This window comes from Mycobacterium sp. NGS66, assembly GCF_059812225.1.
In genome coordinates this window covers 12,565-26,858 of record NZ_JCALCG010000005.1, presented here as the reverse complement: position 1 = coordinate 26,858, position 14,294 = coordinate 12,565, and the positions used below count along the sequence as shown (strand labels likewise).

Here is a 14,294-nt window from a genome sequence, read left to right as displayed (position 1 = left end):
TGAGCAGCCGAGCTGTCAGTGCGCCCGGCGCGATCAAGACCGCAGGGCCGCATCCAGCAGGCGCGATGCCGTGATCACGCCGAGCAACCTGCCGCCGTCGACCACCGCGAGCAGCGGACTGCGCAGCCGTGCCATGGTCGCCGCCACCTCGATGATGGTGTCGTCGGCGTTGACCGGAGGGACGTCGATCAGGTGGTCCGGCAGCACATCGCGGACCTTCTTGCCTCTCAACTTCTCCGCGCAGCGATCGGCCACCGATTCGTTGAGCACGCCGGCCAGTGACGGGTCGTCCTGCACATAACGCGGCACGATGAATCGCACCACCTGCGACGCGGGCAGCACCGCGTAGGGCTTTCCCGCCGAGTCGGTGACCAACAGCCCGGGCAGGCGGTGCTCGGCGAGGGTGCGGGCGGCGTCCAGCGCGTCGGAATCGATCGTGACCGCGGGAAAGTCTTCGGCGAAGTTCTCGGCGCGCATAGGGTGACGATACGTCGGGATCCCGGGTCGCTTCCGGGGGACATCCAGGCGCCATGGCGAGCTCCGATGGGTCGCAGTGTTATCGGCGCCGACCAGGCTTCCCGGCTCACCGCAACGTGACGCTACCAAAGAATGTGATGTCGTCGACCGTTCACGAAGGTCGCTCCCGCGGCTCGCTGCGTAGACTAGCTGGATGCTGGAACAGATCCGTGGGCCCGCTGATCTGCAGCACCTGTCCCAGCGGCAATTGCGCGGCCTGGCCTCCGAGATTCGCCAGTTCCTGATCCACAAGGTCGCCGCAACCGGGGGGCACCTGGGCCCGAACCTCGGTGTCGTCGAGCTGACGTTGGCGCTGCACCGGGTATTCGACTCACCACACGATCCGATCGTCTTCGACACGGGTCACCAGGCCTACGTGCACAAGATGCTGACCGGCCGCTGCCAGGACTTCGAGAGCCTGCGCAAAAAGGGCGGGCTGTCGGGGTATCCGTCGCGCGCCGAGAGCGAACACGACTGGGTGGAGTCCAGCCACGCCAGCGCGGCATTGTCCTACGCCGACGGCCTGGCCAAGGCGTTCGAGCTGACCGGACATCGCAACCGGCACGTGGTCGCCGTGGTCGGCGACGGCGCCCTCACCGGCGGCATGTGCTGGGAGGCGCTGAACAATATCGCCGCCTCCCGCCGCCCGGTCGTCATCGTCGTCAACGACAACGGCCGCAGCTACGCACCCACCATCGGCGGCGTCGCTGACCATCTGGCCACGCTGCGGCTGCAGCCGGCCTACGAGCAGGCGCTGGAGAAGGGCCGCGACGCGGTGCGGGCGGTGCCGCTGGTGGGCGAGGTCGTCTACCAGTTCCTGCACAGCGTCAAGGCCGGCATCAAGGACTCCCTGTCGCCGCAACTGCTGTTCACCGATCTCGGGCTGAAGTACGTCGGCCCGGTGGACGGCCACGACGAACACGCGGTCGAGGTCGCGCTGCGCAGGGCTCGCGGCTTCGGCCGCCCGGTGATCGTGCACGTCGTCACCCGCAAGGGGATGGGCTACCCGCCGGCCGAGGACGACGAGGCCGAACAGATGCATTCTTGCGGCGTCATCGACCCGGCCACCGGCGTGGCCACCAAGGTCGCGGGTCCCGGCTGGACGGCGACTTTCTCCGAGGCGCTGATCGCCTACGGCAAGAAGCGCCGCGACATCGTGGCCATCACCGCGGCCATGCCCGGCCCCACCGGGCTGACGGCGTTCGGGAAACGGTTTCCGGACCGGATGTTCGACGTCGGCATCGCCGAGCAGCACGCGATGACGTCAGCGGCCGGGTTGGCGATGGGTGGTCTGCACCCGGTGGTGGCGATCTACTCGACGTTCCTCAACCGGGCCTTCGACCAGATCATGATGGACGTGGCGCTGCACAAGCTGCCCGTCACCCTGGTGCTGGACCGGGCCGGTGTCACCGGCAACGACGGCCCCAGCCACAACGGCATGTGGGACCTGTCGATGCTGGGCATCGTGCCCGGCATGCGGGTAGCCGCGCCGCGCGACGCCACCCGGCTGCGCGAGGAACTCGGCGAGGCGCTGGACGTCGACGACGGTCCGACGGCTTTGCGGTTCCCGAAAGGTGATGTGGGCGAAGATATTCCGGCTATCGAACGGCGCTCCGGTGTCGACGTGCTCGCGGTGCCGGCCGGCGGCCTGAACCACGACGTGCTGCTGATCGCGGTGGGCGCCTTCGCGCCGATGGCGCTGGCGGTGGCCAAACGGCTGCACAACCAGGGAATTGGGGTGACGGTGATCGACCCGCGCTGGGTGTTGCCGGTGTCCGATGCGGTCGGCGAACTGGCGGCGACGCACAAACTGGTCGTCACGTGCGAAGACAACGGAGTCAACGGTGGCGTGGGGGCGGCGGTGTCCGCCGCGCTGCGGCGCGCAGAGATCGATGTGCCGTGCCGCGACGTGGGACTGCCGCAGGAGTTCTTCGAGCACGCGTCCCGGGGTGAGGTGCTGGCCGAGTTGGGCCTTACCGACCAGGACGTGGCGCGTCGGATCACCGGTTGGGTCGCCGCACTCGGCGCTAGTGCGACGGAGTCGGAGATCAGCGAACGGCTCGACTGACCGTCGGGTGCTTACGAAGTGAAGACCGGGCTTTCGGTGTGAGCCCAGGGCTTTCCGAGTGAAGCCAGGGTCGAAGCCGGCGATTTTTCCCGCCCTGCTTTCACTCTCAGCGCCAACGATTCACACCCAGGGTGGGCACTAAATCACCAGCGCGCTAGCCGTCGATCGCGTCGCCGGGGTGGGTCAGTGCCGCGGCCAGCGCGGGGACCACAAGCTCTCGCTGCCAGGCCCGCGCCCGGCCGAGGCGCAAGTGCTCCTCGACAGCGGCGGCGGGGTTTTCGGCCGTTGCCGAAATGGCCTCCCAGTCCCAGCACAGCCGCCGCACCAGTTCAGGCAGGATCAGGTTCTCCACTGGGACCCCGACCCGCAGCGATACCTCCGCCAGCGCCGCCCGGGCGGCTTCCAGCATGGCCGCGGCCTCGGGTTTGCGTTTGCTCCACCGCGCCGGCGGCGGCGGCCCGTTGGTCGGCTCGGTGTCGTCCGGCGGATTGGGGGCTTCCCGGGCCGCCTGCAGCGCCGCGAACCACATCGCGGCATTGCGGCGCTGGTTGCGTCCACCGAACACCGGCAACGCGACGAGGTCCTCGACCGTCTTCGGGTCGGCGACGGCCGCGTCGATGATGGCCGAGTCCGGCAAGATGCGACGCGGCGCGATGTCCCGCCGTTGGGCGATGCGGTCCCGCGTCGTCCACAATTCCCGAACAGCGGCCAAGCCACGCGGGTCGCGGATTCGGTGGATTCCCGACGTGCGGCGCCAGCGTTCCCGTCGGGAAGCGGTCTCCCGGTCGGCCTCTCGGGCTTCGAAAGTCCGCAAATATTCGAATTCCTGTGCGGCCCAATCGGTTTTGCCTTGCTCGGCAAGCACTTGGGCGATCGCTGCACGCAGCTCGATGAGCAGTTCTACGTCGAGGGCCGCATAGTTGAGCCATTCCATCGGCAGCGGGCGCTTGGACCAGTCGGCGGCCCCATGCCCCTTGGCCAGTCCGAAGCCCAGCAGCCGGTGGACCATGGTCGCCAGGTTCACCCGGTCGAATCCGGCCAGCCGCCCGGCGAGCTCGGTGTCGTACAGCGCCGCCGGCCGCAGCCCGACCTCGGCCAGACAGGGCAGATCCTGATCGGCGGAGTGCAGAATCCACTCGTCTTGTCTCAGCACCTCGGCCACCGGCCGCAACACGGTCAATGGGTCACCGCCGTGGCTGACCGGGTCGATCAGCACCGTGCCGGCGCCCGCGCGTCGGATCTGGATCAGATACGCCCGGTTGGAGTAGCGGAAGCCCGACGCACGCTCGGCGTCCACCGCAAACGGCCCGGTGCCGCGGTCCAGCAGTGCCGCGGCCGCCTCGATATCGCCGACGGTCACCGAGAGCCGCGGTATCCCGTCAGCAGGATGCAGCAGGGGGGTGGGTTGAGGTTCGGTGTCGCCCGGAGGATCGCTCGCCGGCGGAGACGGCTCGGGCCGCATGTCAGGCGCGTGACCGCGAGCCGAGGTCGGTGACCCCGGCCGGCGGCATGCCTGCGGCGTGCTCCAGCACGTCACAGAACGCCTCGACGTGGGCGCCGAGGTCGGGCGTGGTCGCCGTCCACGAGGCGCGCAGTTCCAGCTGGTGGGCGCGCGGTGGTCCGGAAATGTCGCCGTAGCGCACCGAGGTGGTGGCGGTGACGGTGCCGCCCAGCGCGGTGACCTGTTCGGTGCGCGCCCCAAGCGCATCGACGAGCCAGCTCCAGGCCACCTCGGGCAGCAGGGGATCGACCGCCTCGTGCGAGTCCAGGTCGGCCTGGATGTAGGCGACCAGGCGAATGGTGCCGTCCCAGGCGTCGGAGCCCTCCGGGTCGTAGAGCAGGATCAGCCGGCCGAACGCATCGCCCTCGGACCGCTCGGGGACGATGTCGACGTCGGGATGCTTGACTTCGGCACCCAGCGCGTAGCTGTACGGCGCCAGTCGTTGCGGCGGGCGGATCGGACCGAGCTCGATTTCGGGCCGCACGGTGACAGCGTTCATGGCCGCTACCGCTTCGCGGAAAGGCGCCGGTTCAGCTGCGGAAGTCACAAAAGGACGGTAGACCCAACCCCCGACACGCCGCGACAGGCGCGCCGTTTTTGTGCTAGGGGGCGACTCCTATCGCGCGTTCGTCCCAAACCGGGCGGGCCGCTTCTCGCGGTGCGCGGCCAGCCCTTCGGCGACGTCGGGGCCACTGAACCCGATGAATTCCAGCCCGAGCGACGTCTCGAACGCCGGCCCGAACATGCGGTACCAGTGGTTGAGGCTGTGTTTGGTCCAGCGGATCGCGTGCTGGGCTCCATTTGCCAGGCTCTCGGCCAGGCGTGTCGCGGTGGGCAGCACGTCGTCGTCGTCGACGCAGGTCGAAACCAGTCCGATGCGCTCGGCTTCTTCGCCGGATAGCGTCTCGCAGGTCAGCAGGTAGTACTTGGCCTTGGCCATGCCGACCAGCAGCGGCCAGCAAATCGCGGCGTGGTCACCGGCCGCGACCCCGAGCTTGGTGTGGCCGTCGATGATCTTCGCGGTGCGGCCCGCCACCGAGATGTCCGCGAGCAACGCGACTACCAACCCGGCGCCGACGGCGGGCCCCTTGATGGCCGACACCACCGGTTTGTCCAGGTTCACCAGGTTGAGCACGAGGTCACGGGCCTCGCGCATGATGCGGATCCGGTCTTCGTAGTCGCCCATGGTTTCCTCGATCAGGTCGAAGCTGCCGCCGGAGGAAAACGCCTTGCCCTCGCCGCGGACCAGCACCACCTTGACGCTCGGATCGCGGTCGATCACCGGCCAGATGTCGGCGAGGTCGCGGTGCATCTGCGGCCCGACGGAATTCAGGCCCGGCGCGTCGAGAACCAGCGTCAGTACGCCGTTGTCGCCGGGTTCGATTCGCAGACTGGGGAATTCGTCATAGCTGACTGGAACGTCGCGCACTGGCATACGTGGATGCTACGCACGCCCCGATCGAACCACCGCGCCCGCCTCGGCTTTGATGTCGCCGCGCACAATGCGTTCGGCCAGGCGGGAAGCCAACGCCATGATGGTCAGCGCCGGATTGGCGCTGCCTTGCGTCGGACACACCGAGCCGTCGGCAAGGAATAGGTTGGGCACCGCCCACGTCCGCTGGTCGGAGTTGACCACACTGGTCTGCGGGTCAGAACCCATGCGAGCGCCGCCGATGAGGTGTGCGAATCGCTGGATGGTCAACGTGTCTTGCGCATCGGCGGCCTGCAGGATGTTTTTGATCACGTTCGTCGAGTACTCCATGTTGGCCTTGTCGTTGTCCGACAGCGAGTAGTCGAAGCGGGCGACCGGAATTCCGTAGGGATCGGTCGCTTCAGCCCCGGAGGCCAGGGTGACCCGGTTGTCGGGGTGCGGAAGCAACTCGTTGAGCACTCCGATGGTGGCCCAGTGGTTGTAGTCCCGCATGTATTCGCGCAACGCGGCCCCCCAATGCCCGTCGGCCAGGACGTGTTCGGCCCATCCGATAGGCATCGGCGAGACGGTCTGGATGGAAAACCCGCGCGCGAAGCCACGCTGTGGGTCGGTTTCGTAGAACTGCTCCGACGACACCTCCGGCGGCGGCGCCTTGTACATGCGCAGTTCCTCCGGCCAGCGGCCCGCGGTCTGCGACGCACCCTGCACCATCACGTATCGGCCGACCTGGTCGTCGTTGTTGCACAAGCCATTTGGGAACCGCGCGCTCGTGGAGTTGAGCAGTAGCCGAGGAGTCTCGATCGAATAGCAGGCTATCGCAACCACCTTGGCGCGCTGACGGCGCTCCGTCTCGCCGGTTTCGTCGAAATAGACCACCCCGCACGCATTTCCGGCCTCGTCCAGTTCGACCCGGCTGGCCATGCAGTTCGCCCGGATCTCGACGCCGTGGGCCAGCGCATCGGGTAGATGCGTGACGAACGGACTGGCCTTGGCGTTGACCTTGCAGCCCTGCAGGCAGTACCCGCGGTAGATACAGTGCGGCCGGTTGCCGAAGGTGCCGTTGACGATCCCCACCGGGCCGACCCGCATCTCGATGCCGAGTTTGATGGCGCCTTCCCACAGCTTCATGGCAGCGCCCGTCACCGGATGCGGCGCGAACGGGTAGCGGTGTGGATCGCCCCATGGCCAATCTTGGCCTGCCACCGGCAGTTCCAGTTCCAGGCGCTGGTAGTGCGGACGCAGGTCGGCGTAGCTGATCGGCCAGTCGGCGCCGACTCCGTCGCGGGTGAAGGTTTCGAAATCGCTCGGGTGAAACCGCGGGGTGTAGCCGGCGTAGTGCACCATCGATCCGCCCACACCGCGGCCGGAGTTGTTCTTGCCCAACTCAATTGGATCGGAGCCGCCGATGATCCGCTTCTGTGTCCAGTACAGGGCGTGCGACCCGGCTTCGTCGGAGACCCAGTCCTCGTCGGGGTGCCAAAACGGGCCGGCCTCTAAGATCACGATCCGCCAGCCGGCCCGCGCCAACCGCTGGGCCAGCACCGAACCGCCCGCGCCGGCACCGACGACGACGAGGTCGACTTCCTCGTCGTCGGAGTAGCGGCGCATGGTGGCCTCGCCGGGCAGGTCGCGTGAGTGCACGTCGAGCAGAAACCGGGAGTCGTTGTCGCGCGGTCCCACTGCGCCTTTGAGCAAACCGCGCCAAAAGTCACCCATCGATGTGGTCCTCTTTCACGGCCTGGACCGGGTCCTCGTCGGTGGCACCCGGGGTCTCGAACGGTTCCCGGCTGCCCACGCCGCCCAGCCGCATGAAACCGCGTGGATAGGCCGGTCCGCCGAACCCGATCTCGTTCCATGCCCAGGGATGGCTGTAAAACGCGCTGAGCGCCATGCGCATCACCACCGACCAGGCGCGCGACACGTTCAACCGCTCCCAGGTGCCGCCGGACAGCTTGCCGTCGGCGAATTGCCCGACGATCGTTTCCCGGGTGTCCAGGTCGGCGGCGGCGAACGACTCCGCGCCCGAGGCCGCGGCGGTCTCGTCCAGTGCGGTCAGCACCAGCCGCCAGGTGTCGCGGTCGTCGGGCATGTCGGCGTACTGATAGCCGTCGAGCTTGCCGTCCGCGAGCTTGGCGTCGACGAACTCGGCCACCGGGATGCGGGGATCGGAATCCTGGGCGAGCACCGTGTCGCAGAACGCCCGCAGCGTCGGCTCCTGCGCCGCGTCGAAAAACCGCAGCGGGCCGGGTTCCTCGAGCCGGGCCAGCACCACTTTCTTGGTGGCGTCGTCCCAGGTGTCGACGGTGCTCAGCACGTCATAGTCGGGGTATCGCCCGATCATCTGCGGTGTCGTGCCACGACGCTGGCGTGGCAACCATGAGGGATGCAACGCCCGCCCGTCATGCCGGAGGTGGGGCAGATGCTCGCCGCTGGAAATGTCCGGCATCGCAGGGGCTCACTTCTCCCGCCGCAGTATCGCGGCCAGCAAGCCCATTCCGCCGACAATGCTCATCAGCCCGGGAGCGGCAATGGGCGGTCCCATCGGCACGTTATAGCTCGCCATCCCCCAGCCGCCGGGTCGACGCGACACGCCGCGAGCATGAAAATACTGTCCCAACAGCCCGTTTGCCGCGTACACGGCGGCCGTGAGCGGCAGCCAGCTCTTGGCCCAGCGCTTCGAGAAGACACCCCCCACACCGGCCACCACCACGGGCGGGGTGACGACGATGGGACTCCACATCCACTTGTTGCCGAAGCTGGCCTTGTAGTGCTCGAGGTAGATCTCGGCGGTCGTCACCAATGCCGCGAACGCGGTCAACCCCGACAGTGAACGCTCGAAGCGACCATGGGCTACGTTCCGCAGCACCCGATCGACGAGATACTCGGCCTCTTCGACCAGATCGCCGCCACTTCCCGGCTTGTCCATCAGCAACATCAACCGTCTCCTTCCGCCGCGTCGGGGGCGACCGGGACTCCGAAAGTTCGTCGCCGCCTACCGGCGCTTACCCAAAACGGCCGCCCCCTAACGGGTCCGGGGCTCGGGATTTCGACGGCGTGGCAGCATTGACGCCAGTGAATACTCCTGCGCGTACCCGTCGCGACCTGGTCCAGTCGCCCTATCTGGCCGCGGTCGCCGGCCGCAAACCCAGCCGGGTGCCGGTATGGTTCATGCGGCAGGCGGGCCGTTCGCTGCCGGAGTATCGGGCGTTGCGGGAACGGCACAGCATGCTGGCGGCCTGCTTCGAGCCGGACGTGGCCTGCGAGATCACCCTGCAGCCGATCCGCCGTTACGGCGTCGATGCGGCGATCCTGTTCTCCGACATCGTGGTCCCGCTGCGGGCGGCCGGCGTCGATCTGGACATCGTCGCCGACGTGGGACCGGTGATCGCCCAGCCGGTACGCACCGCCGCTGATATCGATGCGATGAAACCCCTTGACCCGCAATCGATTCAGCCGGTATTGCAGACGGTCTCGTTGCTGGTTGACGCGTTGGGCGAAGTACCGCTGATCGGTTTCGCGGGTGCGCCGTTCACCCTGGCGTCCTACCTGGTCGAGGGTGGACCCAGCCGGAACCACGCCCGCACCAAGGCGATGATGCTGGCCGAGCCGGCGAGCTGGCATGCCCTCATGACGAAGTTGGCCGATCTGACCATCGCGTTTTTGCGCGGGCAGATCGACGCCGGGGTCGACGCAATCCAGATGTTCGATTCATGGGCCGGGACGCTGTCGCTGGCCGACTACCGCCAGTACGTGCTGCCGCACAGCGCCCGCGTTTTCGCCACGCTGGCCGAGCACGGCGTACCGATGACGCACTTCGGCGTCGGGACCGCTGAGCTGCTCGGCGCCATGTCGGAGGCCCTCGAGTCAGCACCGGCGCGCGTCGTCGGCGTCGATTGGCGCACGTCGCTCACCGACGCGGCAGCCCGGGTGCAGCCCGGGACGGCGCTGCAGGGCAACCTCGACCCGGTGGTGCTGTTGGCGGGTTGGCCGGTGGTGGAACGCGCCGCACGTGCCGTCGTCGACGACGGGCGTCGCGCAGTGGATGCCGGTGCGGCCGGCCATGTGTTCAACCTCGGCCACGGAGTGCTGCCGGAGACCGATCCCGGCGTGCTGACCGAGTTGGTGTCGTTGGTCCACTCGCTATGAGCGTTCGCTCGTATTGTGTTGTGGGCGGCGGTATTTCGGGGTTGACGGCAGCCTACCGGCTCCGCGCGGCCGCTGGTGACGACGCGCGCATCATCCTGTTCGATCCCGCCGACCGGCTCGGCGGTGTGTTGCGCACCGAGCTGGTTGGCGGCCAGCCCATGGACATCGGCGCGGAGGCGTTCGTGCTGCGCCGGCCGGAGGTGCCGGCACTGCTGGCCGAGCTCGGCCTGTCCGGACGCCAGCGCGGCACCACCGGCGCCCGACCGCTGATCTACAGCGACGGGAATCTGCACCCGCTGCCGTCGGGCACGGTGGCCGGGATCCCGTCGTCGCCCGCGTCGGTGGCGGGGCTGGTCGATCAGGCAACCCTGGCACGCATCGAGGCCGAACCGGCCCGTCCGTTCGGCTGGCAACCGGGCAGTGATCCTCCGGTGGCCGCGCTGGTGGCCGACCGGTTCGGCGAGCAGGTCGTGGCGAAGTCGGTGGATCCGCTGCTGGGCGGGGTGTACGGAGGTTCGGCGGCGACAATCGGGCTGCGTGCCGGGGCGCCCACCGTGGCGGCCGCGCTCGACCGCGGCGCCGCCAGCCTGACTGACGCGGTTCGGCAGGGGCTGCCACCGGCGGACGGCGGGCCGGTGTTCGGATCGCTGGTCGGCGGTTATCAGGTGCTGATCGACGAACTCGTCGCGCGGAGTCGGTTGCGGTGGGTGCAAGCCGCGGTGACCAAGCTGGAACCCCGCTGGACGCTGCACGACGACAGCGGTGCCAGCTGGCAGGCCGATGCGGTGATCCTGGCCATCCCGGCTGCCAGCCTGGTTCGCCTGGTCGGGGATCTGGCCCCGGCCAGTGCGGCCGCCGCCGGCCGGATCGTGAGCGCTTCGTCGGCGGTGGTGGCGCTGGCGGTGCCGGCCGACACACCGTTTCCGCAGGCTTCCGGTGTGCTGGTGGCCAGCGGTGAGCCGTTGCATGCCAAGGCGGTCACCTTGTCGTCACGCAAATGGGACTCCGATGGTGAGTTGCAGCTATTGCGGCTTTCTTTCGGGCGGTTCGGCGACGAGTTGGCCACCCGGGCCTCCGACGACGAACTGCTGTCCTGGGCGCTGGACGATTTGGCCGCGGTGTTCGGCGTGGACGTGGAGCCGGTCGACGTGCGGGTGCGGCGCTGGATCGACGCGATGCCGCAGTACGGCCCGGGCCACGCGAACCTGGTGGGGCGGGTGCGCGCGGGCCTACCGCCGACGGTGGCGGTGGCCGGCAGCTATCTGGACGGCATCGGGGTGCCGGCTTGCGTCGCCTCGGCCGGTAAGGCGGTCACCAGCGTCATCGCAGCGCTCGACACCCAAGTGGCACGATAGGTGCCATGACTCGGCTTGACTACGAAGCCCTGAACTCGACGCTTCGCTACTTGATGTTCTCGGTGTTTTCCGTGCGGCCCGGCGAGCTCGGCGATCACCGCGAGGCCGTTGTCGACGACGCCGGCATGTTTTTCAAGCAGCAAGAGGAACGGGGGGTCGTGGTGCGTGGGCTTTACGACGTCGCCGGGCTGCGCGCCGATGCCGACTTCATGGTCTGGACTCACGCCGAACGCGTCGAGGCCTTGCAGGCCACCTACTCCGATTTTCGGCGCACCACCACGCTGGGCCGGGCCAGTTCGCCGGTGTGGAGCAGCGTCGCGCTGCATCGGCCGGCCGAGTTCAACAAGAGCCACATCCCCGCGTTCCTGGCCGGCGAAGAGCCCGGCAACTACATCTGCGTGTATCCGTTCGTGCGGTCCTACGAGTGGTACCTGTTGCCCGACGAGGAGCGCCGCCGGATGCTCGCCGAGCATGGCATGGCCGCCCGCGAGTACAAGGACGTGCGGGCCAACACCGTGCCGGCGTTCGCGCTGGGCGACTATGAGTGGATCCTGGCGTTCGAGGCGCCCGAACTGGATCGGATCGTGGACTTGATGCGGGAGCTGCGTGCGACCGATGCCCGGCGTCATACCCGGGCCGAGACACCGTTTTTCACCGGACCGCGGGTGCCGGTCGAGCAGTTGGTCAATTCGCTGCCATGACCGCCCCGGACCCGACCGATCCCACCCGTTTCGAGGAGATGTATCGCGACGACCGGCGGTCGCACGGCTTGCCTACGGCCACGCCCTGGGACATCGGCGGTCCGCAGCCGGTGGTCCAGCAGCTGGTGGCGTTGGGCGCGATCAAGGGTGAGGTGCTCGACCCGGGTACCGGCCCCGGCCATCACGCGATCTACTACGCCTCGAAGGGCTATTCGGCCACCGGTATCGACGGGTCGGCCGCGGCCATCGAACGGGCCAAGGAGAATGCGCGCAAGGCCGGCGTCTCGGTGAACTTCGAGGTCGCCGACGCGACGAAGCTGGAGGGCCTGGACAACCGGTTCGACACCGTCGTCGACTGCGCTTTCTATCACACCCTCAGCACCGCTCCCGAGCTGCAGAAGTCCTACGTCCAGGCGCTACACCGGGCGACCAAGCCGGGGGCGCGGCTCTACATGTTCGAGTTCGGCGAGCACAACGTCAACGGCTTCAGGATGTTTCGGTCGTTGTCGGAGAACGACTTTCGCGGAGTGCTTCCGCAGGGCGGCTTCGAGATCACCTACCTGGGCACGACCACCTACCAGGTCAATATCAGCGCCGAGTCGATCGAGATGATGGCAGCGCGCAATCCCGACGTCGCCGAGCAGGCGAAGGAGCTGCTGAAGCAGTTTCGTGCGATGGAGCCGTGGCTGGTCGACGGCAGGCTGCACGCGCCCTTCTGGGAAGTGCACGCCACCCGGGTCGACTAGTTCCGCCGAAACTGTAAATCTGCAGCGAAAGTTCGAGAGGGAGCCTGCAAAACTACAGGCTCGGCGCTAACCCCCGGTCGGCACCAGGCGTAGTGAGATCGAGTTGATGCAGTAGCGCTGGTCGGTCGGCGTCGGATAACCCTCACCGGTGAACACGTGCCCCAGGTGGCTGTGGCAGTTGGCGCACAGCACCTCGGTGCGTGTCATCCCCAGGGAGTTATCGGAACGCAGGATCACCGCATCGGAGCTCGACGGGTCGAAGAATGACGGCCAGCCGCAGTGTGACTCGAATTTCTCGGTGCTGCGGAACAATTCGGCTCCGCAGGCCCGGCACAGGTAGACGCCCTCGGTTTTGGTGTCGGTGTACTCACCGGTGAACGGGCGCTCGGTGCCGGCACGACGCAATACGTGGAACTCTTCCGGGGTGAGTTTCTGCCGCCACTCGTCATCAGTCAGATGCACGTTCGGGTTCATGCGTCCACGCTAGCTCCGCCGTCGGTGACCCGCCGCTCCCGGCTTCCCCGTCTGCGGTCAGCCATGCCGGGTCGATCCCATCATCCAGCCGTCCCTCCGCCTTGGCGTCGAGGTAACGGAAGTACAGCACGGTGAACGTCACGATCAGCAGCAGCGACCAGCCGTAGGTGATCTTCAGGTAGTGCAGGGCGCGGCCGTACCTCATGTACTTGTAAATCAGCCAGTCGTCCAGCGTCAGAAAGCCGTAGATCCCCAGCCACGCCGGCCAGTTGCGAATCAGCGAGTTCCGCAGCACCACCGTCATGAGGAACGGGAACAGCATCATCGAGTAGTAGCCCTGGGCCAACGGCAGCACCAGCCACGACCACAGCAGCAGCACACCTGAGGAGTTGGTGAACCAGAATAGCGGGTCGCGGGTGCGGTAGTAGCGGTACAGCAACCACAGGGCGCCGATCGCGACGAGCGTGAACGCCACCCTCATGGCCATGATCAGCCAGGTGGGCAGGCCGAAGTACACGCCATTGCCCTCGATCGAACTGTTGAAATAGTCCCGGGTGCCCCCGATGTACGGCAGCGTCTTGGTGAAGAAATCCATCGGGTGGCTGACCAACGGCAGCGCGGCCAGGTTGATCAGCACCGGAACCACGATCGCGGTCGCCACCGCCCGCCACTGTCGGTTGAGCAGGGGCAGCAACAGCAGCGGGCCGAGCAGGGGTTTGAGCGTCAGAGTCAGTCCGATTGCCACGCCGGCCCACCACTGACGGCTGCTCCGGCCGTCCAGCAGCCACCGCAAAAACAGCATCTCCGCCAGCAGGACGCAGCCGTTGATATTGGTGAACACCAGCGTGCTGGTAACCGTCTCGGTGCAGAACATGGCCAGCAGCAGGGCGGGCGCGGCCACCGAGGACAGCGTGAATTTGAACATCCGCAGCAGCAGGTACCAGGCGATCAGGATCGCCACGGTGTTGATCGCGATGAACAGATACCGGGACGGTGTGAAGGACAGGTAGCCAAACGGCGCCATCAGCAGCGTGCCGCCGGGCGGGTACAGGTAGTGCGGGTCGACGTAGTCGAAATGCTCGTTGTAGATGTCCAGGCCGTGCCGGAAATTGCTCACCGCGCGGTACACCGGCTTGAAGTCGTCGGTGATGTTGCCGTTCAGGGTGAGCACGATGCTGCGGTGCAGCACCGACAGGATGGCCGCGGGCCACAGCACCGACCGCAGGACTGTTGCGGCGCTCGGTGCACTGGTAGGGGGACGGAATGCGGCCAGTATCCAATCGCTGAAGCCGGTTCGGGTCGAGTCAGCTGCCGTCACGAGCGAACCGTACACCGGCCACTCGCGACGCCAAGTG

14 protein-coding genes are annotated in these 14,294 nt (G+C 67.5%); 5 read left to right on the top strand and 9 right to left on the bottom strand.

Translation table 11 applies throughout. The features are described from left to right. Window positions 1–33 precede the first annotated feature (33 nt). Window positions 34–477, bottom strand: a complete 444-nt coding sequence (locus AC5Y2L_RS11785; RefSeq protein ID WP_499939742.1) for a CBS domain-containing protein — start codon at window positions 475–477, stop codon at window positions 34–36. Between the two features lie 193 nt (window positions 478–670). On the opposite strand from AC5Y2L_RS11785, the gene dxs reads away from it, so the two are divergent. Beyond that, entirely contained in the window at window positions 671–2,584 is a 1,914-nt protein-coding gene (gene dxs, locus AC5Y2L_RS11780) for a 1-deoxy-D-xylulose-5-phosphate synthase (RefSeq protein WP_499939740.1), read from the top strand. 154 nt (window positions 2,585–2,738) lie between these two features. On the opposite strand, the gene AC5Y2L_RS11775 is transcribed toward dxs, so the two are convergent. From AC5Y2L_RS11775 to AC5Y2L_RS11750, 6 genes are all read right to left on the bottom strand, one after another. Next, window positions 2,739–4,046, bottom strand: a complete 1,308-nt coding sequence (locus AC5Y2L_RS11775; RefSeq protein ID WP_499939738.1) for an HRDC domain-containing protein — start codon at window positions 4,044–4,046, stop codon at window positions 2,739–2,741. 1 nt (window position 4,047) lies between these two features. Beyond that, complete coding sequence (locus AC5Y2L_RS11770) at window positions 4,048–4,584, bottom strand: DUF3000 domain-containing protein (protein ID WP_499939801.1); 537 nt, start codon at window positions 4,582–4,584, stop codon at window positions 4,048–4,050. Between the two features lie 117 nt (window positions 4,585–4,701). Further along, window positions 4,702–5,520 carry an enoyl-CoA hydratase/isomerase family protein gene (locus AC5Y2L_RS11765; protein ID WP_499939736.1) on the bottom strand — a complete coding sequence of 273 codons (819 nt, stop codon included), beginning with the start codon at window positions 5,518–5,520 and terminating at the stop codon, window positions 4,702–4,704. 9 nt (window positions 5,521–5,529) lie between these two features. Next, window positions 5,530–7,233, bottom strand: a complete 1,704-nt coding sequence (locus AC5Y2L_RS11760; RefSeq protein ID WP_499939734.1) for a GMC family oxidoreductase — start codon at window positions 7,231–7,233, stop codon at window positions 5,530–5,532. Further along, entirely contained in the window at window positions 7,226–7,963 is a 738-nt protein-coding gene (locus tag AC5Y2L_RS11755) for a gluconate 2-dehydrogenase subunit 3 family protein (protein ID WP_499939732.1), read from the bottom strand. The genes AC5Y2L_RS11760 and AC5Y2L_RS11755 overlap by 8 nt, the downstream gene beginning before the upstream one ends. A 9-nt stretch (window positions 7,964–7,972) precedes the next feature. Then, a complete protein-coding gene (locus tag AC5Y2L_RS11750) occupies window positions 7,973–8,452 on the bottom strand; it encodes a hypothetical protein (RefSeq protein WP_499939731.1) in 480 nt (159 codons plus the stop codon). A gap of 137 nt (window positions 8,453–8,589) precedes the next feature. Between AC5Y2L_RS11750 and hemE the strand changes: the two genes are divergently transcribed. From hemE to AC5Y2L_RS11730, 4 genes are read left to right on the top strand one after another with little or no spacing between them, the layout of a single operon-like run. Next, window positions 8,590–9,663 carry a uroporphyrinogen decarboxylase gene (gene hemE / locus AC5Y2L_RS11745; protein ID WP_499939729.1) on the top strand — a complete coding sequence of 358 codons (1,074 nt, stop codon included), beginning with the start codon at window positions 8,590–8,592 and terminating at the stop codon, window positions 9,661–9,663. Beyond that, window positions 9,660–11,018 (top strand): protoporphyrinogen oxidase, encoded by a 1,359-nt coding sequence (locus AC5Y2L_RS11740; protein ID WP_499939727.1) that lies wholly within the window; start codon window positions 9,660–9,662, stop codon window positions 11,016–11,018. Before hemE ends, AC5Y2L_RS11740 begins: the two co-directional genes overlap by 4 nt. Window positions 11,019–11,023: 5 nt before the next feature. Next, entirely contained in the window at window positions 11,024–11,719 is a 696-nt protein-coding gene (hemQ, locus tag AC5Y2L_RS11735) for a hydrogen peroxide-dependent heme synthase (protein ID WP_499939725.1), read from the top strand. Continuing rightward, entirely contained in the window at window positions 11,716–12,465 is a 750-nt protein-coding gene (locus tag AC5Y2L_RS11730; RefSeq protein ID WP_499939723.1) for a class I SAM-dependent methyltransferase, read from the top strand. The genes hemQ and AC5Y2L_RS11730 overlap by 4 nt, the downstream gene beginning before the upstream one ends. Before the next feature lie 66 nt (window positions 12,466–12,531). Here AC5Y2L_RS11730 and msrB read toward each other — a convergent pair whose 3' ends face one another. Both msrB and aftC read right to left on the bottom strand, forming a co-directional pair. Next, window positions 12,532–12,939, bottom strand: coding sequence for a peptide-methionine (R)-S-oxide reductase MsrB (gene msrB, locus AC5Y2L_RS11725; RefSeq protein WP_499939721.1), 408 nt, complete (start codon window positions 12,937–12,939; stop codon window positions 12,532–12,534). Beyond that, the gene (aftC, locus tag AC5Y2L_RS11720; RefSeq protein WP_499939719.1) at window positions 12,914–14,272 is read right to left on the bottom strand and encodes an arabinofuranan 3-O-arabinosyltransferase; all 1,359 of its coding nucleotides are present in this window, start codon (window positions 14,270–14,272) and stop codon (window positions 12,914–12,916) included. The genes msrB and aftC overlap by 26 nt, the downstream gene beginning before the upstream one ends. Between the last annotated feature and the right edge of the window lie 22 nt (window positions 14,273–14,294).